The 20,227-nt window shown below is 60.4% G+C and carries 21 protein-coding genes and 1 pseudogene; 13 read left to right on the top strand and 9 right to left on the bottom strand.

All coding sequences use genetic code 11. The features are described from left to right. Positions 1 to 2: 2 nt before the first annotated feature. The 3 genes from AO277_RS12890 to AO277_RS12880 all read right to left on the bottom strand — a co-directional run bounded on the left by AO277_RS12890 (position 3) and on the right by AO277_RS12880 (position 3,225). Positions 3 to 1,400 carry a DUF726 domain-containing protein gene (locus AO277_RS12890; protein ID WP_044317548.1) on the bottom strand — a complete coding sequence of 466 codons (1,398 nt, stop codon included), beginning with the start codon at positions 1,398 to 1,400 and terminating at the stop codon, positions 3 to 5. Between the two features lie 32 nt (positions 1,401 to 1,432). Then, positions 1,433 to 1,711, bottom strand: coding sequence for a hypothetical protein (locus AO277_RS12885; protein WP_004643020.1), 279 nt, complete (start codon positions 1,709 to 1,711; stop codon positions 1,433 to 1,435). 236 nt (positions 1,712 to 1,947) lie between these two features. Further along, positions 1,948 to 3,225 (bottom strand): acetyl-CoA C-acetyltransferase, encoded by a 1,278-nt coding sequence (locus AO277_RS12880; protein WP_044317549.1) that lies wholly within the window; start codon positions 3,223 to 3,225, stop codon positions 1,948 to 1,950. 108 nt (positions 3,226 to 3,333) lie between these two features. Between AO277_RS12880 and AO277_RS12875 the strand changes: the two genes are divergently transcribed. From AO277_RS12875 to AO277_RS12850, 6 genes are all read left to right on the top strand, one after another. After that, positions 3,334 to 4,689 carry a 3-oxoacyl-ACP reductase gene (locus tag AO277_RS12875; RefSeq protein ID WP_002555539.1) on the top strand — a complete coding sequence of 452 codons (1,356 nt, stop codon included), beginning with the start codon at positions 3,334 to 3,336 and terminating at the stop codon, positions 4,687 to 4,689. Between the two features lie 30 nt (positions 4,690 to 4,719). Next, positions 4,720 to 5,577: a MaoC family dehydratase gene (locus tag AO277_RS12870; RefSeq protein WP_044317550.1), complete on the top strand. Its 858-nt coding sequence runs from the start codon at positions 4,720 to 4,722 to the stop codon at positions 5,575 to 5,577. 120 nt (positions 5,578 to 5,697) lie between these two features. Further along, positions 5,698 to 6,003 (top strand): MazG-like family protein, encoded by a 306-nt coding sequence (locus tag AO277_RS12865; RefSeq protein WP_002555541.1) that lies wholly within the window; start codon positions 5,698 to 5,700, stop codon positions 6,001 to 6,003. Further along, positions 6,000 to 6,749, top strand: coding sequence for a methyltransferase domain-containing protein (locus tag AO277_RS12860; protein ID WP_005731171.1), 750 nt, complete (start codon positions 6,000 to 6,002; stop codon positions 6,747 to 6,749). The genes AO277_RS12865 and AO277_RS12860 overlap by 4 nt, the downstream gene beginning before the upstream one ends. Positions 6,750 to 6,768: 19 nt before the next feature. Next, on the top strand, positions 6,769 to 7,407 hold the full coding sequence (locus AO277_RS12855; RefSeq protein ID WP_044317551.1) for a DUF4136 domain-containing protein: 639 nt from the start codon (positions 6,769 to 6,771) through the stop codon (positions 7,405 to 7,407). An 18-nt stretch (positions 7,408 to 7,425) separates the two neighbouring features. Further along, on the top strand, positions 7,426 to 7,992 hold the full coding sequence (locus AO277_RS12850; RefSeq protein ID WP_044317552.1) for a DUF4136 domain-containing protein: 567 nt from the start codon (positions 7,426 to 7,428) through the stop codon (positions 7,990 to 7,992). 41 nt (positions 7,993 to 8,033) lie between these two features. Here the strand turns inward: AO277_RS12850 and AO277_RS12845 are convergent, their stop codons facing one another. From AO277_RS12845 to AO277_RS12835, 3 genes are read right to left on the bottom strand one after another with little or no spacing between them, the layout of a single operon-like run. After that, the gene (locus tag AO277_RS12845; RefSeq protein WP_004666370.1) at positions 8,034 to 8,624 is read right to left on the bottom strand and encodes an LON peptidase substrate-binding domain-containing protein; all 591 of its coding nucleotides are present in this window, start codon (positions 8,622 to 8,624) and stop codon (positions 8,034 to 8,036) included. A 13-nt stretch (positions 8,625 to 8,637) separates the two neighbouring features. Then, positions 8,638 to 9,354, bottom strand: a complete 717-nt coding sequence (locus AO277_RS12840; protein ID WP_044317553.1) for an LrgB family protein — start codon at positions 9,352 to 9,354, stop codon at positions 8,638 to 8,640. After that, positions 9,351 to 9,713, bottom strand: a complete 363-nt coding sequence (locus AO277_RS12835) for a CidA/LrgA family protein (protein ID WP_002555547.1) — start codon at positions 9,711 to 9,713, stop codon at positions 9,351 to 9,353. The genes AO277_RS12840 and AO277_RS12835 overlap by 4 nt, the downstream gene beginning before the upstream one ends. A gap of 205 nt (positions 9,714 to 9,918) precedes the next feature. Between AO277_RS12835 and AO277_RS12830 the strand changes: the two genes are divergently transcribed. The 3 genes from AO277_RS12830 (at position 9,919) to AO277_RS12820 (ending at position 12,912) form a co-directional block, all read left to right on the top strand. Next, a complete protein-coding gene (locus AO277_RS12830; protein WP_002555548.1) occupies positions 9,919 to 10,374 on the top strand; it encodes a MaoC family dehydratase in 456 nt (151 codons plus the stop codon). A gap of 140 nt (positions 10,375 to 10,514) precedes the next feature. Beyond that, positions 10,515 to 12,242 carry a C13 family peptidase gene (locus AO277_RS12825; protein WP_044317554.1) on the top strand — a complete coding sequence of 576 codons (1,728 nt, stop codon included), beginning with the start codon at positions 10,515 to 10,517 and terminating at the stop codon, positions 12,240 to 12,242. Positions 12,243 to 12,270: 28 nt separating this feature from the next. Continuing rightward, the gene (locus AO277_RS12820; protein ID WP_031595959.1) at positions 12,271 to 12,912 is read left to right on the top strand and encodes an oxidoreductase; all 642 of its coding nucleotides are present in this window, start codon (positions 12,271 to 12,273) and stop codon (positions 12,910 to 12,912) included. 143 nt (positions 12,913 to 13,055) lie between these two features. Here AO277_RS12820 and AO277_RS12815 read toward each other — a convergent pair whose 3' ends face one another. Genes AO277_RS12815 through mpl form a run of 3 tightly spaced genes read right to left on the bottom strand, consistent with a single transcriptional unit; the run spans position 13,056 to position 15,308 of the window. After that, positions 13,056 to 13,340 (bottom strand): YceK/YidQ family lipoprotein, encoded by a 285-nt coding sequence (locus AO277_RS12815; protein WP_002555551.1) that lies wholly within the window; start codon positions 13,338 to 13,340, stop codon positions 13,056 to 13,058. Continuing rightward, entirely contained in the window at positions 13,333 to 13,962 is a 630-nt protein-coding gene (gene ubiX / locus AO277_RS12810) for a flavin prenyltransferase UbiX (protein WP_044317555.1), read from the bottom strand. Before ubiX ends, AO277_RS12815 begins: the two co-directional genes overlap by 8 nt. Next, a complete protein-coding gene (gene mpl, locus AO277_RS12805) occupies positions 13,959 to 15,308 on the bottom strand; it encodes a UDP-N-acetylmuramate:L-alanyl-gamma-D-glutamyl-meso-diaminopimelate ligase (protein ID WP_044317556.1) in 1,350 nt (449 codons plus the stop codon). Before mpl ends, ubiX begins: the two co-directional genes overlap by 4 nt. Before the next feature lie 225 nt (positions 15,309 to 15,533). Here mpl and exaC point away from each other — a divergent pair, with 225 nt between their 5' ends. The 4 genes and pseudogenes from exaC (at position 15,534) to AO277_RS12780 (ending at position 20,164) form a co-directional block, all read left to right on the top strand. Beyond that, positions 15,534 to 17,060, top strand: coding sequence for an acetaldehyde dehydrogenase ExaC (gene exaC / locus AO277_RS12795; RefSeq protein ID WP_044317557.1), 1,527 nt, complete (start codon positions 15,534 to 15,536; stop codon positions 17,058 to 17,060). 331 nt (positions 17,061 to 17,391) lie between these two features. Then, entirely contained in the window at positions 17,392 to 18,786 is a 1,395-nt protein-coding gene (locus AO277_RS12790; RefSeq protein ID WP_044317558.1) for an ethanolamine ammonia-lyase subunit EutB, read from the top strand. Continuing rightward, positions 18,783 to 19,646 (top strand): annotated as a pseudogene (gene eutC, locus AO277_RS12785) (ethanolamine ammonia-lyase subunit EutC). Before AO277_RS12790 ends, eutC begins: the two are co-directional and overlap by 4 nt. Before the next feature lie 83 nt (positions 19,647 to 19,729). Continuing rightward, entirely contained in the window at positions 19,730 to 20,164 is a 435-nt protein-coding gene (locus tag AO277_RS12780) for a GNAT family N-acetyltransferase (RefSeq protein WP_044317559.1), read from the top strand. The last annotated feature ends 63 nt before the right edge of the window (positions 20,165 to 20,227 follow it).

Raw genomic sequence — 20,227 nt, 5'->3', positions numbered from 1 at the left:
TGTTACATCAGCGCGTCATCGCCCAGCGTGACGCGCGCGTAAAAGACGATTGCCACTGTCGGGATCAACGCTGAATAACCCGGCCTGAGCGCCGTGCCAAAGTGCGTCAGCAGGCGCTGCACCGGCGCCTGGCGAATTGCACCCAGCAACCCTTTGATCGTGCCGGGAGCTTTCTCGGCCTGCGCGGGCTTGAAGAATGCAGCTACGGTCAAACGCTCGGCCAGTGCATCGACATGTGCGGCATACACCTCCCAGCTCATCGCGCTGACACTGGCGCGAGGCATTTGTACCAGCGGGTGATCGTTGCTGAACGCCTGCCGGAAAAACGTCCGCAGCAGCAGTTCCTCCACTTCAACCACCGTCGCACAGTTGTGCAGCGAATCGCTCAGGCCGTATTGCCGCGCCAGCATGCCCAGCACTCGCGTGTAGGGCACGCCTCGACGCCGGGCGGCATCGATCAGAAAGTGTCCGGCGACCAGCTGGAATTCGCGCACAAATGCGTAGGTGCGATCCGCTTCGGTGGCCTTGAGGCGTGTCCATCGACTGCTGCACAAATGCTTGATGGCCGCCTCCAGCACGTAGTCTGGGGAGCGGGCCAGAACGCTGTGCAGCCAGATGTCCTGCAAGACCGGGTCGCGGGTGACTGTCGGTAAAACGGCAACGCCGGTTTCCAGCCCTTCACAGCCGCTGAAGCGAGTTGCGATCAGCACTTCCTGCAAGCGTCTCCAGTAATGGTGATGGCGATAACCCGGCATCCGCACATTCTCGAAATGCTCGACCGGTGTGCGTCCCAGGCTCTTCTCGCCCAGATTCAACAACAGCACGTGGTCTTCGCTGGAGTAAGCGTTGATCAGTCGTCCGCTGATTTTCTGCTTCAACACTTCGGCCTCGGCCGCGTCAATGCGCACCGCAGCAGCCATCAGCAACACATCGCCCACCACCAGCCCGTGTTCGGGCGTCTGTTGCAGGTTCTTGAGCGCGCTGACCAGTAGTCGTCCGCCCAGTGAGTGGCCAATCAGGTTGACCTGTTTTACGTCCGGATGATGTTCGAACAGGTAACGGTCCAGTTGTGCCAGCAACACTTTGCCCATATCGCGAGCCCGGTTGCGGATACGCGCAAAATGAACGACGCGGTCTCCCGCCAGCGCGGCTGCGCCCGCCAGCGGATGCACTCGGGCGGCGGCCATCAACAGGCCACGGGAACGGTTGTCCATCTGGGTAAAATGGCTGGATGGCCAGAACGCCAGAATATTCACGCTTTGGCGCAAGGCACCAGGAATACTGTTGGCCAGCATGCGCCGGTCGTCCAGATCATGCCCTGACGAATAGCCGTGAATGAAGACGTTGGCGACCTCGCCCGATGTCCTGGGCAAGGTCAGAAATTTGAAGTGATTTTCCACGTTGTCCTGTCACACATGGGCGGGTTGCACGCTCAATTTCTGACGATGAAGCGCCTGGCGATCAGTATGATCAGCCGCAGGCAAAACATGATACCGGTCACAGCGATCACCCATTTGGCAACCAGCAGGAAATAACTTTCGATTTCATCGGAAACCAGCCCCACCAGCAAGCCCATCCCGCCGATCAGCAACCCAATCAGCGCCAGGCCGATATAGGGCCTCAGCCAGCGGGTCCGCGCGCCTTTGTCGAACAGATAGAACACCGTGCCGATCAGAATCAGAAGTACCGATACCCCAATGATGAACCCCATGCCTTACCTCAACGTTACAGGCCAATAATGCTGACTGTTCATCCCGCGCACGGGTGTGACGCGGAGCGTCACGAAATGCATTCCCACTCTGGAGCGTGAGGAACGAGAGGTGTCCAGAAGAACCTTATCGTGCCAATGCTCCGCGTCGGCATGCCGTTCATGACGCTCCGCGTCATATCTCTTCAGACGTACCGTCCTTTTCCGCTGTGGATTATGCCCATGCCCCCAGTATTTGCCTAACGCTCCAGAATCGCCGTAACACCCTGCCCGCCAGCTGCGCAGATCGAAATCAATCCACGCCCGCTGCCTGCTGCATCGAGCAGTTTGGCCAGGTTGGCGACGATGCGGCCTCCGGTTGCGGCAAACGGATGCCCGGCTGCCAGCGAGCTGCCCTTGACGTTCAGTTTGCTGCGGTCAATAGCCCCCAATGGCGCGTCCAGTCCCAGACGGATCTTGCAGTAATCAGCGTCCTCCCAGGCTTTGAGGGTGCACAGCACCTGTGCAGCGAAGGCTTCGTGAATTTCGTAGTAATCAAAATCCTGAAGGGTCAGGCCATTGCGCGCCAGCAGGCGCGGAACGGCGTAGGCCGGGGCCATCAGCAGCCCTTCTGCGCCGTTGACGAAATCCACCGCCGCGGCCTCGCCATCCCGCCAATAGGCCAGCACCGGCAGGCCGCGCTCGTGCGCCCACTCTTCACTGGCCAGCAACACCACCGACGCGCCGTCGGTCAGCGGCGTCGAGTTGCCGGCCGACAGCGTGCCCTTGGCACTTCGCTCGAATGCGGGCTTGAGGCAAGCCAGCTTTTCGAGGGTCAGGTCCGGGCGCAGGTTGTTGTCACGGATCAGCCCAAGGTACGGCGTTATCAAGTCATCCTGCCAGCCCTCAGCGTAGGCTGCGGCCATTTTCAGATGGCTCTCGAGCGCCAGTTGATCCTGCGCCCCGCGTTCTATGCCCCAGTTCTGCGCCATCAGCTCACAATGCTGGCCCATGGACAACCGCGTACGTGGCTCGCCGTTACGGGGCAGCTCCGGTTTGAGGTGATGCGGACGCAACTGCATCAGGGCCTTGATCTTGTCGCCCGGCGTCTTGCTGCGGTTAACCTGTAACAGAATCTTGCGCAGCCCTTCATTGACACCTATCGGCGCATCCGACGTGGTGTCCACGCCCCCGGCAATGCCGCACTCGATCTGCCCCAGCGCGATTTTGTTGGCCACCAGCAACGCGGCTTCCAGCCCCGTGCCGCAGGCTTGCTGAATGTCATACGCCGGGGTCTGCGCCGACAGTCGCGAGCCGAGCACGCATTCGCGGGTCAGGTTGAAGTCTCTGGAGTGCTTGAGCACCGCGCCTGTCACTACCTCGCCCATGCGCAACCCGTGCAGATTGAAGCGCTCGATCAGCCCCTCCAGAGCGGCAGTGAGCATGTGCTGATTGCTGGCAGTGGCGTAAGGACCATTGGAGCGGGCGAACGGAATGCGGTTACCGCCAACGATGGCGACCCGACTAGGATGCGTCATGGAAAACTCCCTTTCTTCAAGCGAATGGATGAGCCGTGTCGATCGCAAGAACAAACGTCATGCCACCGTGGTCCATTCCTTTGAACCCCGACTTCAGGAGAGTGTTCCATGCCGTCAGATCGCTATATTGATTTCGCCAATTCCGACATGGGTCGGCGCCTGGTGAATGCCGTCGGTCTGCCCGCCCCCACGCACCTGGAGCGCTGGCAGGCCGGCCGGCTTCGTCCTGTAGAAGGCACACTGCTGATCAGTGCCGGGCCGCTGGGGGATCAGGTCCGGCAGTTCGCCAGCCGTCTGACCGACTCGCTTTACAGTTTTGGCAGTGACATGCCTGGCGCCACCACTTGGGTGTCCAACCAGGGGCCTCGCCTGAAAGCGGTGGTGTTCGACGCCAGCCAGATTCTGCGCACTGAGCAGCTCAGGCAGCTGCGGGACTTCTTTCAGCCACTGCTGCGCAATCTTGACCACTGCGCACATGTGGTCATCCTCGGCAAATCCCCCGAAACACTCGCTGATCCGCTGGCGGCCAGCACTCAACAGGCCATCGTAGGTTTCAGCCGCTCGCTGGCCAAGGAAGTGCGCAACGGCGCAACGGTCAAGCTGCTGCAAGTGGATGACGACGCGCAGGATCAACTGGAGGGCGCCTTGCGCTTCTTCCTGACGCCCAAGGCTGCGTTCATCTCCGGTCAGTTTGTCCACCTGAGCGCCTGTCCGGGCAAAGTGCAGGACTGGACTCGCCCGCTGGCCGGACGCAAGGCTGTGGTGACGGGCGCGGCGCGCGGCATCGGTGCGTCGATTGCCGAGACCCTGACCCGTGATGGCGCGCAGGTCATCCTGCTGGACGTGCCACAGACCAAAAACGAACTGGAAGCACTGGCCTCACGGCTCGGCGGCCAGGCGCTGGCGCTGGATATCTGCGCGGCGGATGCTCCGGCCCAGTTGCTTGAACACCTGCCGGACGGCGTCGACATACTGGTGCATAACGCTGGCATCACGCGTGACAAGACGCTGGTCAACATGCCGGAGGACTTCTGGGATTCGGTACTGGCGGTCAACCTCAACGCTCCGCAAGTGCTGACTCAGGTGCTTCTCGACGCCGGTGCGCTGAGGGATAACGCGCGGATTGTGCTCATGGCGTCGATCAGCGGCATTGCCGGTAATCGCGGGCAAACCAACTACACCACCAGTAAGGCCGGTCTGATCGGTTTTGCCAAGGCGATGGCTCCCGGGCTCAAGTCGCGCGGCATCAGCATCAATGCCGTCGCGCCAGGCTTCATCGAAACGAAAATGACCGCGCACATGCCGTTCACCCTGCGTGAGGCAGGACGGCGCATGAGTTCGCTCGGTCAGGGCGGTTCGCCACAGGATGTTGCTGAAGCTGTGGCGTGGTTCAGCCAGCCGGGCAGCGGCGCGGTGAGCGGTCAGGTTCTACGTGTATGTGGTCAAAACGTGATCGGGGCATAAGCCCCAGCATCGAATTCAAGGAGATGGATGATGACGGCTCACTGGCGCTACCTCAATTCTCTGCAGCCCCTGTCCAACCTGTTCATCCAGGCAGCGCTCAGGCGCAAGGTCACAGGGTCGCAGTTACCCGATCTGGGATTGCGAAGCTGGATCGCGGTCGATACCGACAAGCTTGATGCCTACCGCAAGGTCTGTGGATTCGAAGAAAGCAGCCTGCTGCCGCCGACGTATCCGCATGTGCTGGCCTTTCCGTTACAAATGCAGCTGATGACCTCTCAGGAATTCCCGTTTCCGTTGCTGGGGCTTATTCACCTTGCCAATCGCATTCGCACTCATCGCCCGCTCGGCGGCGTAAGCCAGCTGTATATCAGCGTTCAGGCCACCGACCTGCGCCCGCACGCCAAAGGCGCCACCTTCACCCTGGTGACTCAGGCCGAGGACGGCATGGGCCTGCTTTGGGAAGAAGAAAGCACCATGCTGTGCACCGCCGTGCATCTGGAAGACGCGCCTGTAGAGCATCCCGAGCTTGCGCCGCTGCCTTTGATCGAGCTGGACAACTGGCGTGCGTCGGCACAAATCGGGCGTGAGTACGCCAAAGTATCGGGCGACTACAACCCTATTCACCTCAGCGCACCCAGCGCCAAGCTGTTCGGCTTACCGCGCGCCATCGCCCACGGCATGTGGCTCAAGGCACGTACGCTCGCGGCCCTTGGCGAGCACTTGCCAGCCTCGAATGTCGAGATCAGCGTGCAGTTCCAGAAGCCGGTACGCCTGCCCGCCGACGTCACACTCTCGGCCAGCGCCGCTGGCTCTCATGGTCAGTTCCGTGTCGAAGGCCAGGAGGGCATCGTGCATATGATCGGTAGCTGGCAGCCTGCAACCGAGTGATGCATCCCTGATAAAACCCTCTGACGGGAGCACCGCTCCCTTCAATGGCTGAACAAACCGCAACGCCCACTTGCCTGGCGACCCGTTCCCCCTGAAGCTATGCACCTTCAGGAGAGCACGATGAACCTCGACGAGTTGACCCAACGCCTGCACCGCATCCGCGACCAGAATGACTGGAAGCAATTTCACAGCCCGAAAAATCTGGCCATGGCTGCCAGCGTGGAAATGGCCGAGCTGGTGGAGATATTCCAGTGGCTGCGTGAAGACCAGTCCCGCGAGCTGCCTGCCGACCAACTGGAACATGCCGGTCAGGAAGTCGGCGATATCGTTCTTTATCTGTTGTTGCTGTGCAGCGAGCTGGGGCTGGACATGGAAACCGTGGTGCGCAACAAGCTGGCAGACAGCGAGCGGAGATTTGCCAAGTGAGTGATCGGCATTTCGACCAGCTGGCGACCCGCTTTGCAGAAAAGATCTACGGCGGTGCCAAGGGAGCCATTCGTCTGGCGGTGCTGCAGGCCGATTTGACCGAGACGCTGCCCGCACGACCGCTTCGCGTGCTGGATATCGGCGCGGGGCTGGGCCACATGTCCCTGTGGCTGGCCGAACAAGGACATGAAGTGACCCTGGCCGAGCCCGCCGAACCCATGCTCGAAGGCGCACGTCAGCGCTTTGTCGAGGCCGGACAGACGGCGTCCTTCATTCAGGCTCCTTGGCAGGCGCTGCCCGGTTTACTGAGCGACACTTACGATCTGGTGCTGTGCCACGCCGTGCTGGAATGGCTGGCCGAGCCGCACGCCATCCTTCCGGTACTGCGCCGCTTGACCCGCGACGATGGCTGGCTGTCACTGGCTTTTTACAACCGTGATGCGCTGATCTATCGCAACTTGTTGAAAGGTCATTTCCGCAAGATGCGCAAAAATGACATGGCCGGGGAAAAGCAGAGCCTGACGCCACAACAACCGCTCGATCCTCGGGAACTGGCGACGCAACTTGAAGGCCTGTGGCAAGTCGAAACCCGTAGCGGGGTGCGGGTATTTCACGATTACATGCCGGTTGAATTCCAGGCTCGGGCCGAGCTGACGGATCTGCTGGAAATGGAACTGGCGCATCGGCGTCATCCAGCCTTTGCCGGGCTGGGTCGATATCTTCACTGGATGTGCCGTCCGGTCTGACATCACTGCGGAGCCCACCATGAAACACCGTTCTGCCTTGTTTGCCGTGCTGCTGGGGACCAGTCTGTTCGGGATCAGCGCCTGCCAGAGCGACAACCCGTATGTCGCCAGCTCTCTGCCCATGCCGCCCGCTCCTGCGCAGGCGGCAAGGACGCTGGACATGAGCGCCTACCCTGCGCCGCCGCGCGACTATGGCCGGTATCGGTCGTGGGGCTGGCTCAACGGCCAGTTGCCGCCCGGTACGGCTTGGGTGGATTCGGCGCAGGTGGTCGAAGCAGTCAGCAATGGTCTGGACCAACGCGGCTTGCGGCCGGCTCGCGGTAATCAAGCTGCGGACCTCTACGTCAGCGCCACAACCCGGCAGGAAACCCGGCTGCGTCAGGTGCGCGAAGATTACGATCCGTATTACGCAGGCGGCATGGGCTATGGCCGCTACGATGGTTACCGGCCCGGTTACGGCGGATACGCCAGCGTGCCGGTGGTGCGCACTTATAAGGAAAACGTGATGGTGGTGCAGATCAATCTGATCGACGCACGCACCGGTCAACCGGTATGGAGCGCCAGCGCAGATGCACGCGCCAGCAATAACCTGGCAGACCGCAGCAGCGCATTACGTCAGGCCGTGCAACAGGCGCTGACGGCCTACCCTCCTTCGTAACCCATTCGGAGCACTGCCATGTTTCGCCGTATCGTCCTGCTGTCCTGTGCCTTGCTGCTGGCTGCCTGTCAGAGCAATTCGATCAATCGCGATTTCGATGCCCAGCGTGATTTCGGCGGCTATCGCAACTGGAGCTGGAAAGAGCCTGCCGTTCAGTATCAGCCGGATGATGACCCACGGCTCAAAAGTGACCTGACCGAGCAACGCATTCGCCAATCGATCAGCGAGCAACTGGACCAGCGCGGCCTGCGTATGGCCGCTGCCGGTGCCCGGCCGGATTTGAAAGTGCAGGCCTGGCTGATTGTCGAAAACCGTCAGCAGACGGTCAGCACCAACTATGGCGGGGGCTGGAATCCCTGGGGTGGTTATGGCTACTGGAACGGGCCGATGAACACCGAAACCCGCAGCGTCGACTACAAGGTCGGCACCTTGCAGATTGATATGTTCGACGGTAAGGACGGCAAACTGGTCTGGCGCGGCAGCACCGAGCGCATCCTTAACGACAACGCTGGCAACCCGGCTGAACGGGAGCAGGCCATCCGCACCACGGTGGCAAAAATTCTGGAGCAATATCCGCCGCGCTAACCTCGCCTGACGTGTTGCGCAATGAGCAGCGCGATCGAGGCTCAGGCCTGCAGGTCGCCCTGCATTTCATCGAGTAGTTCCTGAATCGCGTCGAGGCGTTCTTCGGGGTCGTCGATTTCCAGAAGCTCCACCTTGTCCTTTTCGGTGAACGGCAGCAGATAGGCAAGCTGGTTGGACAATGAATACTGCCCACCGGCCGACACGCCCATGTTCAAGGACGCCACCATCGGGTGCTCGGCCAGCGCTTCCAGCAGTGCAACGAGGTCGGCGTCTTCTTCCTGCAACGGACGCTCCACTGGCTCTTGCAGCCATTCAACCTCGGCCACCAGCAGTTGATCGCGCTGAACTTCAGCGGCGACCACCCGGAAGCGCCGCCCACCGACGACACGGATGCCCAGCAAGCCGTTGTCCTGCTGCTGGAAATCCGTGACCAGTGCTTCGCAGCCAATCGGCGAGTAGCCGCCCGGCACGGTGCCCACCTCACTTCCTTCGGTGATGCACACCACACCAAACCCTTCACCCTGCTTCATGCAGCGGCCGATCATGTCCAGATAGCGCGCTTCAAACAACTGCAGATCAAGCACGCAACCTGGAAACAGCACAGCGTTCAACGGAAACAATGGCAACGTCATGGAAAAGCCTCCTTTAAATGGCCCGCGACATTGCCAGCGGCAGGAACAGTGCCGTCGCAACGCCCATCAGACTCATTGCCAACGCAGCAAAAGCCCCCGATTCCTCTCCCTCCTGCAATGCCACGGAAGTCCCCACCGCATGAGCGGTAAGACCCAGTGCCATGCCGCGAGCCGCAGGGTTATCAACCCCGGCCAGCGACAGCAGACCGGGGCCGAAAATGGCACCGAATACGCCAGTAATCAACACAAAAACCGCCGCCAGGGCTGCGACGCCGCCGATCTGCTCGGCAACCAGCATGGCGATGGGCGAGGTGACCGACTTGGGGGCCATGGTCATCAGAATCATATGGTCGGCACCGAACAGCACCCCGAACCCGACACACAACCCGGTGGCAAAAACCCCGCCGACTACCAGCGTAGTCAAGACAGGCCAGAACAGCTGTCGGATTCGGCGCATATTCAGGTAAAGCGGCACCGCCAGCGCCACGGTCGCAGGCCCCAGCAGCGTGCTGAGAATTTCAGTGCTCTTGCGGTACTCGGTGTATTCAAGATCGCAGAACAGCACAACACTGATTACCACCACCATCGAGACCAGCACCGGCTGCAGAAACAGCCAACGGGTTCGCTCGTACACAGCCATCGCCAGTTGATAGGCACCCAGGGTGATCGCGATGCCAAAAAGCGGATGGTGAATCACCGATAGCCATGCACCGTGCCAGTCCATATTCATGACCCCTCCTGGCGTCGGGCCTGGCGCCTGATGAGTGTCTGCATCAGCCAGCCGACAAAGGTCACGGAAATCATCAACGACAGGGTCAGCGTACCGAAGATCGCCCAGAAGTCCTTGGCGATGGCCGACGCATACACCATAACGCCAACGGCAGGCGGTACCAGCAGCAGCGGCAGATAACGCAGCAGACTGCTGGCGGCCATGCTGATCGGCTCGCTCACTTCACCGCGCAGCACCAGATAGGCCATCAACAGCACAAGACCGATGATCGGCCCCGGCAATATCGATAGAAACAGATGGTTCAGCGCGGTTCCCAACAATTGGAACAGCACCAGCCATGTCAAACCCCGTAACAACATGAGGACCCCGGCAAATAAACGAATCCAGCGAATTATCGGCGTCATTATAAACACGCCGCGTTGCAGGTCATGAGCGGGTATTCGTATTGAGGCAGTTGCTTGACCAACCGGCAACACTCTGCTGATCTTGTGATTCGCCCGCAGGCGTTAGCTGATGCGGGCGGTGGCACCTCGACACAACACCACATCAGACAAGGAGAGCGGCATGCCTTCTGTACCCGTCACAGAGCTCAAGCATTACATTGGCAAGGACGCAGAATGTTCAGACTGGCTGACCATCGACCAGGAGCGCATCAACCTGTTCGCCGAAGCCACAGGGGATTTCCAGTTCATTCATGTCGACCCGGTCAAAGCGGCGCAGACTCCGTTCGGCGCGACTATTGCGCATGGTTTCCTGTCGTTGTCACTGATCCCCAAGCTGATGGAGGGCATCATGGTGCTGCCCGAAGGCTTGAAGATGGCGGTCAACTACGGGATGGACAGCGTGCGCTTCGTTCAGCCAGTGCTGGTCAACTCTCGCGTGCGTCTCAAGGTCCAGTTGACTGAAGTGACCGAGAAAAAACCCGGCCAATGGCTGCTCAAGGCAATCGCCACACTGGAGATCGAAGGTCAGGAAAAACCCGCTTTTGTGGCCGAACCTTTAACCCTGTGTTTCGTGTAACACGTTTAAAACATGAAACAGTCGTAACAGACTGTTTCATCCCGCTTACTCGCTGCGGCATACTCCCCTGCGGTCGTGCCCCATAACATCTGCTCAAGCAGAGCCGGGCCCGCCCCTGAATCATTCTTCCGGGATCTCACATGCGCGCGCTCGCTCCATTGGCTTTGACACTCTTGATCGCAGGCTGCGGTGATGGCGAATCAATTTTGCCGCCCGACGGCCGCCTCTCCGACGGCGGGCGCTATCGCGGCGATCTGGTCAACGGCGTATTGCAGGGCCAGGGCCGTATCGACTACCCCAACGGCAGCTGGTACGCAGGCCAGTTCGAAAACGGCCTGCGCCAAGGCCAGGGTGAATGGCACGCCAGCAACGGCGACGTCTACAAGGGTGGTTTCGAGCAAGGCCTGTTCAAAGGTCAGGGCAGACTAACGACCCGCAATGGCGCGAGTTATGTCGGTAACTTCAAGCTCGGGCTGCGCGACGGCGAAGGCACTCAGAAAGACAAGGGCGTGCTTTATCGCGGTCAGTTCAAGGCAGGCCTGTACGACGGCCCCGGACGTCTGGAGCTTGAAGACGGCAGCCAGCACCAGGGCATGTTCGCCAATGGCAAGGCCAACGGCGAAGGTTCGCGCAGTGACGCCAGCGGCAATCAATACAGCGGTAATTTTGTCGACGGTCAATTGCAGGGCACCGGCAGCTTCACCAGCGCTGATGGCGATCAATACGTCGGCAACTTTCGCAACAGCCAGCTCGACGGCAAAGGTCGCTATGAAAATAGCGACGGCGACGTCTGGAGCGGTGATTTCAAGGAAGGCGCGCTGACCGGCAAAGGCGAATTGATCGGTGCTGACGGCAGCCGTTATCAAGGCGACTTCGACAACTGGCGCTTTATGGGGCAAGGCCAGCTGCAACTGGCCGACGGCAGCCGCTATGTCGGCCAGTTCGCCGATGACACCTATCAGGGCGATGGCGTGCTGATCTCCCCGGACGGCAAGGAGCAGCGCGGTATCTGGGCCAATGGCCAACGGGTGCGCGACGCCAAAGGCAAACTGCTGCCCGACGCACTTGAAGCAGGGCTGCTGGTACAAGGCACCCTGCTGGAAAAAGCGCTGGCCGCAGTCCCTGCGTCAACGCCCGCCACCGAGCTTTACACTCTGGTCGTGGGCGGCGACGGCAAGCAGAGTGTGTTCATGCGCGAGGCAGACTATGTCAGCAACCTGCTGAAGTCGCGTTTTGGAGCCGTCGGGCAGGTCAGTCTGGTCAATCATCGCGACCACATGGATGACCGGCCAATGGCAACCCGCGAGACCATCTCCCGCGCAGCCCAGACACTCGCGCAACGTACCGGCCCGGAAGACCTGATCTTCATTTACCTGACCAGCCACGGCACCCAGGACCATGAGCTGGTGCTGGACCAGCCGCGTCTGTCGCTGGCCGACCTGCCCGCCGATGCCCTCGCCGCGGCCCTTGCGCCACTAAAGAATCGTGACAAGATCGTGGTGATTTCGGCCTGTTATTCCGGTGGTTTCATTCCAGACCTGAAAGATGAACGCACGTTGATCATGACCGCCTCACGCGCCGACCGGGTGTCGTTCGGCTGCTCGGAAGAGGCTGATTTCACTTACTTTGGCGATGCACTATTCGCCAGGGCACTGGTCGAAACCGATGACCTGCAACACGCTTTCAACGAAGCAAAAGCCTATGTTGCCCAACGAGAGAGCGAAGACAATTTCGACGCCTCCGAACCGCAGATATGGGCACCGAAAGGAGTTCTGGCGCGCTGGCAGCAGTTGCGCAAAAGCCAGGCCGAACGCGCTTTGAATATGGCGTTGAACCGCACGGAAGCGAAGACCTCGACTAGCCACTAGGCTATCAGTGTATGAAGGGAGAACGGTTATGTATCTGACGCCGCAACACATCCTGCTTGCAGGGGCCACCGGCCTGACGGGCGAGCACTTGCTTGACCGCCTGCTCAACGAACCGACAGTCAGCCGCGTGCTGGCACCAACGCGCAGGCCCTTGGCAGAACACCCGCACCTTGAAAACCCGGTCGGCGAGCTGACCACTCTGCTGCCAACACTGGCTGGCCGTGTGGATATCGCGTTCTGCTGCCTGGGCACCACGATCAAGCAAGCGGGCTCACAGGATGCGTTCAAGGCGGTTGATCTGGACCTGGTCACAGCGTTCGCCAAACGAGCGCGTGAGCTGGGCGCGCGCCACTTGCTGGTAATCAGTGCGATTGGTGCAGACCCCAAGTCCAGCACCTTCTACAACCGTATCAAAGGCGAGACGGAACAGGCATTGCGCGCGCAGGACTGGCCGCAACTGACCATCGCCCGCCCTTCATTGCTGGTAGGCAGCCGCACCGAAACCCGCTGGGTCGAGCAACTGGCAGCCCCCATCGCCAAACTGATCCCCGGTAAGTATGGCGCTATCGAAGCCTGCCAGCTGGCCCGCGCCATGTGGCGCCTGGCGCTGGAAGAGCAGAATGGCGAGCGTATCGTCGAGTCGGATGAACTGCGCAAGCTGGGCAAGTAGATGACGGTCGCTGCGGCCGGACGATGATCGTTTTCCAGCCCATCGCATGATCGTTCCCATGCTCCGCGTGGGAATGCAATTCGTGACGCTCTGCGTCACCCAAGGGAGCATTACCTGATAGCGCCGGTGTTGCACCGGTAACCCTAAAGCCCGCCCGTAGCCTGAACCCCTAGTCCCGCTGCCGTCAGCAATGACAGCGGCAGCAACAAGGTGTCGAGCAGCGCACTGCCCGGCAGGTCCAGGCCCGGATAGCTCGGTGCTTCGGCACCGAAACGGTCAGCCGCACAGCAACCACCCTGCAGCGCATACATATTCAACCGCGTGCCTGCATACACCACCGGCGCGCCGGGTTTGGCCGCATCGAGCGTGCGCGCGGTGGCGCAGCCGGTCAGTGCCAGCGCAAGTGATATCAATATCAGCTTATTCATCGCCGCCAATGTGGTGCTCGCCCCAACGCGGCAGCATGTCCTGAGGAATATTCAGCAGATTGAGAATCCGCGCGACGACAAAGTCCACCAGGTCGTCGATGGTCTGCGGCTGATGATAAAAGCCCGGAGATGCGGGCAGAATCACCGCCCCCATGTTCGACAGCTTGAGCATGTTCTCCAGATGAATACTGGAAAACGGAGCCTCGCGGGGCACCAGAATCAACTGGCGACGCTCCTTGAGCGTGACGTCGGCAGCGCGTTCGATCAAATTGTTGCAGGCCCCGGTAGCAATTGCCGACAGCGAACCGGTGGAGCATGGCACCATCACCATTGCGCTGGGCGAACCAGAACCTGACGCCACTGGCGACATCCAGTCGTCACGACCATAAACGCGAATCTGCCCGGCAGACGCGCCGGTGTATTCCGTCAGAAACGCCTGCATCATCATCGGTTTGGGTGGCAGGCGTACGTCGGTCTCGGTGGCCATTACCAACTGCGCGGCCTTGGAAATCAGGAAGTGCACCTCCCGGTCCTCACGTACCAGACAATCCAGCAAGCGCAGGCCATATTGCGCGCCAGAAGCGCCGGTCATCGCAACCGTAACGCGCTCCGGGCCGCTCATTCCAGCGCCTCGGCCAGTTTGCCGTGCAGGCCGCCAAAGCCGCCGTTGCTCATGATGACGATATGCGTGCCGGGCTGCGCCTGGCTATGGACTCGCGCGATGATTGCTTCAAGCGAATCACATACCGTCGAGGGTACGCTGCCTCCTGCGACCGTAGCTGCCAGGTCCCAGCCAAGATTGGGCGGGGCATACCAGACCACCTGATCTGCCTGACTCACGCTTTCCGGCAGACCATCGCGGTGCGCGCCAAGCTTCATGGAATTGGAACGCGGTTCGATGACGGCAATGATCGGCGCATCACCGATTTTCTTGCGCAGGCCATCCAGCGTGGTGGCAATGGCCGTCGGGTGGTGAGCGAAGTCATCATAAATAGTGATGCCGCGCACGTCGGCGACCTTTTCCATACGCCGTTTGACGCTCTTGAATGCACTGAGCGCCTGCACACCCAGCAGCGGCACCACGCCAACATGGCGAGCGGCTGCCAGCGTCGCCAGGGCGTTTGCTACGTTGTGCTGACCGGTCATGTCCCAGTCGACGGTGCCTTGAAGCTCGCCTTCGAACAGCACTTCAAAGCGCGAGCCGTCTTCGCTCAACAGTCGAGCCTGCCACTGACCGCCTTCGCCAGTGGTTTGCACCGGCGTCCAGCATCCCATTTCGATGACCCGCGACAACGCAGGCTCGGTGGTCGGATGGATCACCAGGCCTTCACTCGGAATGGTACGCACCAGATGGTGAAACTGGCGTTCGATAGCGGGCAAATCCGGGAAGATGTCGGCATGATCGAACTCAAGGTTATTGAGGATCGCAGTGCGCGGGCGGTAATGAACGAACTTGGAGCGCTTGTCGAAAAACGCACTGTCGTATTCATCGGCCTCGACTACGAAGAACGGGGTGTCACCCAGACGCGCCGACACGGCGAAGTTCTGCGGGATGCCGCCGATCAGGAAACCGGGGCTCATGCCGGCATGTTCCAGCACCCAGGCCAGCATACTGCTGGTGGTGGTCTTGCCGTGCGTACCGGCCACCGCCAATACCCAGCGGTCTTGCAGCACATGGTCGGCCAGCCATTGCGGGCCGGACACATACGGCAAACCTTTATTCAGGACGTATTCAACCGCCGGGTTGCCACGCGACAGCGCATTGCCGATCACAACCAGATCAGGTGCGGGGTCCAGTTGCGCAGAATCGTAACCCTGGGTCAGCTCGATGCCCTGGGCTTGCAGTTGGGTGCTCATCGGCGGATAGACGTTGGCGTCGGAGCCGGTGACCCGGTGCCCCGACTCTTTGGCGAGCACCGCCAGAGAACCCATGAACGTGCCGCAGATACCAAGGATATGAATATGCATGACCAACCTCTCAGAACATCTGCGCAGGTTAACGTAGGGACGGTGAAATGGCACCCTGAGTTTGTCCGCTGCATTGCCTGCACAGGCCATTTCAATGACCGGCAGATAAGCCTAAAGTCCTAACCACGGCCGGATGCAATTGGCCTATTCTTGAACGCTTATTGCCATATGCCCGAAAGCAGAATCGACACAGACTCCCTCACAACAAGAACCAGGAGACATATCATGCGTTACGCTCATCCCGGTACCGAAGGCGCTATCGTCAATTTCAAGGAACGCTACGGTAACTATATCGGCGGCGAGTTCGTCGCACCGGTGAAAGGCCAGTATTTCACCAACACCTCGCCGGTCACCGGCAAGGCCATTGCAGAGTTTCCGCGCTCCACCGCCGAAGACATCGACAAGGCACTCGACGCTGCGCACGCTGCCGCTGCGGCCTGGGGCTCGACCTCGGTGCAGGCACGCTCGCTGGTCCTGCTGAAGATTGCCGATCGCATCGAAGCCAATCTGGAAGTCCTGGCCATCACCGAAACCTGGGATAACGGCAAGGCAATCCGCGAAACCCTCAACGCCGATATTCCGCTGGCCGCCGACCATTTCCGCTACTTCGCCGGCGTGCTGCGTGCGCAGGAAGGCAGCGCCGCCGAAATCGACGGCAATACCGTGGCCTATCACATTCATGAGCCGCTGGGCGTGGTCGGGCAGATCATCCCGTGGAACTTCCCGCTCCTGATGGCAGCCTGGAAGCTCGCTCCTGCGCTGGCTGCCGGTAACTGCATCGTGCTCAAACCAGCCGAACAGACCCCGCTGGGGATCAGCGTGCTGATCGAACTGATCGGCGACCTGCTGCCTCCCGGCGTGCTGAACATCGTGCAGGGTTATGGCCGCGAAGCGGGTGAAGCGCTGGCCAGCAGCAAACGCATCGCCAAAATCGCCTTTACCGGCTCGACACCGGTCGGCTCGCACATCATGAAACTGGCGGCGGACAACATCATCCCGTCCACCGTCGAGCTGGGCGGCAAGTCGCCGAACATCTTCTTCGAAGACATCATGAGCGCCGAACCAGAGTTCATCGACAAGGCCGCCGAAGGCCTGGTGCTGGCGTTCTTCAATCAGGGCGAAGTCTGCACCTGCCCGTCTCGCGCGCTGGTGCAGGAGTCGATCTATCCACAGTTCATGGAAGCGGTGATGCGCAAGGTCGAGAAGATCAAGCGCGGCGACCCTCTGGACACTGACACCATGGTCGGCGCTCAGGCATCCGAGCAACAATTCGACAAGATTCTTTCGTATCTGGACATCGCCAAGGGCGAAGGCGCCGAGCTGCTGACCGGCGGCAAGGTCGAGAAGCTTGAGGGCAGCCTGTCCACTGGCTACTACATCCAGCCGACGCTGCTCAAAGGCAACAACAAGATGCGTGTGTTCCAGGAAGAAATCTTCGGCCCGGTGGTCAGCGTCACCACCTTCAAGGACGAAGCAGAAGCTGTGGCCATCGCCATCGCCAACGACACCGAGTTCGGTCTGGGCGCAGGCTTGTGGACCCGCGACATCAACCGCGCCTACCGTGTGGGCCGGGCGATCAAGGCCGGGCGAGTCTGGACCAACTGCTACCACCTGTACCCGGCCCACGCCGCATTCGGTGGCTACAAGAAGTCCGGCGTCGGCCGCGAAACCCACAAAATCGCGCTTGAGCACTATCAACAGACCAAAAACCTGCTGGTGAGCTATGACACCAACCCGTTGGGTTTTTTCTAGGCCAGCTGATTGTCCGAATATCGTTACCACGCTCCAGCGTGGTAACGCGGTTCTGGACGCTCTGCGTCCGATCTCAAATGCGCGGTGTCAGCACAATAGTCATCTCAAAAAGCATCGCGCACCAACCCTGTGCATGGCGCCTTGGCATACTGCCTTGGCGTGATGCATCTTTGCTCTGAATCCTCTGTTCATGGTTGCAAACTCGCACTCCCGGCCGGGATGGAGTATTAATTGCTTGCATCGCTTCCCACAGTCGTTTGAACCGGGACGTCACCGGTTCACCCGAAAGACTACGTCCGACGCAAGCAGCGCGGCGTCATGGAGAATCTGTATGGCGAGCTTTTCCCATTCTGTCGGTGCGCAGACGTACCGCTTCGACAGCCTCAAAGAAGTCATGGCCAAGGCCAGCCCCGCGCGCTCCGGTGATTATCTGGCCGAGGTTGCGGCGCAAAGCGACGGCGAGCGCGTTGCAGCGCAAATGACGCTGGCGAATATTCCGCTCAAGCACTTTCTTGAAGAAGCCCTGATCCCGTACGAACAGGACGAAGTCACCCGGCTGATCATCGATACCCACGACAAACTGGCGTTTGCCCCGGTCAGCCATCTGACGGTCGGCGGCTTTCGTGACTGGCTGCTCAGCGAGCAGGCCGATGAAACCAGCCTGCGCGCCTTGGCTCCCGGCCTGACACCGGAAATGGCCGCTGCCGTGTCGAAAATCATGCGCGTGCAGGACCTGGTTCTGGTGGCACAGAAGATCCGGGTGGTGACGCGCTTTCGCAACACCATGGGCCTGCGCGGGCGGCTGTCGACACGCCTGCAACCCAATCATCCCACCGACGACCCGTCCGGCATTGCCGCCAGCGTGCTCGACGGCCTGCTGTACGGCAATGGCGATGCCATGATCGGTATCAACCCGGCAACCGACAGCACCTCGTCCATCGTCGCCTTGCTGGAAATGCTCGACGCCATCGTCCAGCGCTATGAAATCCCGACCCAATCCTGCGTGCTGACCCATGTCACTACGTCCATCGAAGTGATAAACCGTGGCGTACCGGTGGACCTGGTGTTCCAGTCGATCACCGGCACCGAGGCCGCCAACGCAAGCTTCGGCATCAGCCTCAAGCTGTTACAGGAAGGCTACGAAGCGGGCCTGAGCCTGAACCGCGGCACCCTCGGAAAAAACCTGATGTATTTCGAGACCGGGCAATGCAGCGCGCTGTCGGCCAACGCACATCACGGCGTCGACCAGCAGACCTGCGAAACCCGAGCCTATGCCGTCGCCCGGCATTTCAATCCGTTTCTGGTCAACACCGTGGTCGGTTTCATCGGCCCCGAGTACCTCTACAACGGCAAGCAGATCATCCGTGCCGGTCTGGAGGATCACTTCTGCGGCAAGCTGCTGGGTGTGCCGATGGGCTGTGACATCTGCTACACCAACCACGCAGAAGCCGATCAGGACGACATGGATACCCTGCTGACGCTGCTGGGAGTTGCCGGGATCAACTTCATCATGGGCATCCCCGGCTCGGACGACATCATGCTCAATTATCAAACCACCTCGTTCCACGACGCGCTGTATGCCCGGCAAAGCCTGGGCCTGCGTCCCGCACCGGAATACGAGGCCTGGCTGGAGAAAATGGGCATCTTTACCCAGACCGACGGCCGCGTCCGCTTCGGTGACAGCCTGCCGCCTGCGTTCCGCCAGGCACTGGCGCACCTCGCATGAGTGATCAGCCAATGAACGAAATACAAGACAACGCCGCACCAGCCAATCCCTGGCTGGAGCTACGCCGCCTGACCTCCGCACGCATCGCGCTGGGGCGAACCGGCACCAGCCTGCCCACCTCCGCGCAGCTCGACTTTCAAGCGGCGCATGCCCAGGCGCGCGATGCCGTGCATCTGGCCTTCGATCATGCCGCGATCAGCGCGCAACTGACCGAGAAAGGTCGTGAAACCATTTTGCTGCACAGCGCTGCTGCCGACCGCGACAGCTACCTGCAACGCCCGGACCTGGGCCGACGCCTGAATGAGTAGTCTGCGCAGTCACTGCGCGAGTACGCGGCGGCTCATCCGGGCGGCCTCGATCTGGCGGTAGTGGTCGCCGACGGTCTGTCAGCACTGGCCGTGCATCGACATGCCGTGCCTTTTCTCATTCGCCTTGAAGAGCAGGCAAACGCCGAAGGCTGGTCCCTGTCGCCAGTGATAATGGTCGAGCAGGGCCGCGTCGCCGTGGCTGACGAGGTGGGTGAACTGCTCGGCGCGAAAATGGTGGTTATCCTTATCGGCGAGCGCCCGGGCCTAAGCTCACCGGACAGTCTGGGGCTGTATTTCACCTACGCGCCGAAGGTCGGGCTGAATGATGCGCACCGCAACTGTATTTCCAACGTGCGCCTGGAGGGCTTGAGCTACGGCATGGCAGCCCATCGGCTGCTGTACCTGATGCGCGAGGCCTGCAGGCGGCAGATCTCGGGGGTCAATCTTAAAGACGAAGCGCAACTGCAGACCCTTGATTCAGAAGGCTCTGCCGAGCATTCAGGCAAGCCGATCGGCAATTTCCTGCTCGACGGCCCGGCCGCACCACATTAGATTGTGCTTTCTAAAGTCGCCGGGCAGGATCGCGTAATCATCCAGGCGCACTGCATCAGCCCATAGGGAAGTTGAGGCCAACCATGCGGATCATCAAAGCGACTCTAGAACACCTGGACCTGCTCTGCCCATTGTTCATCAAATACCGCGAGTTCTACGGTGAGTCACCGTTCCCGGACTCCTCACGGGACTTTCTCGAAAAACGTCTGCGTCGTGACGAGTCAGTGATCTATCTGGCGCTGGCCAAGGATGACGACAGCAGACTGCTGGGCTTCTGCCAGCTGTATCCCAGCTACTCATCGCTGTCGCTCAAGCGGGTATGGATTCTCAACGACATCTATGTTGCCGAGGACGCGCGCCGCCAACTGGTCGCCGATCACTTGATGAAACAGGCGAAGAAGATGGCCAAGGAAACACATGCGGTGCGACTGCGCGTGTCGACCAGCAGCAATAACGAGGTGGCGCAAAAAGTCTATGAGTCCATCGGTTTCAAGGAAGACACGCAGTTCAAAAACTGAGACTGTCAGAAATTTTGTGTTCGGGCATAACATGTAGCTAGAGGTGCATGTATGCCGACCAAA

Origin of the sequence: Pseudomonas amygdali (genome assembly GCF_002699855.1) — a bacterium.
GTDB classification, from domain to species: domain Bacteria; phylum Pseudomonadota; class Gammaproteobacteria; order Pseudomonadales; family Pseudomonadaceae; genus Aquipseudomonas; species Aquipseudomonas amygdali.
Note: the sequence above shows the minus strand (reverse complement) of the source record. Positions and strands in the feature narration are given on the sequence as shown.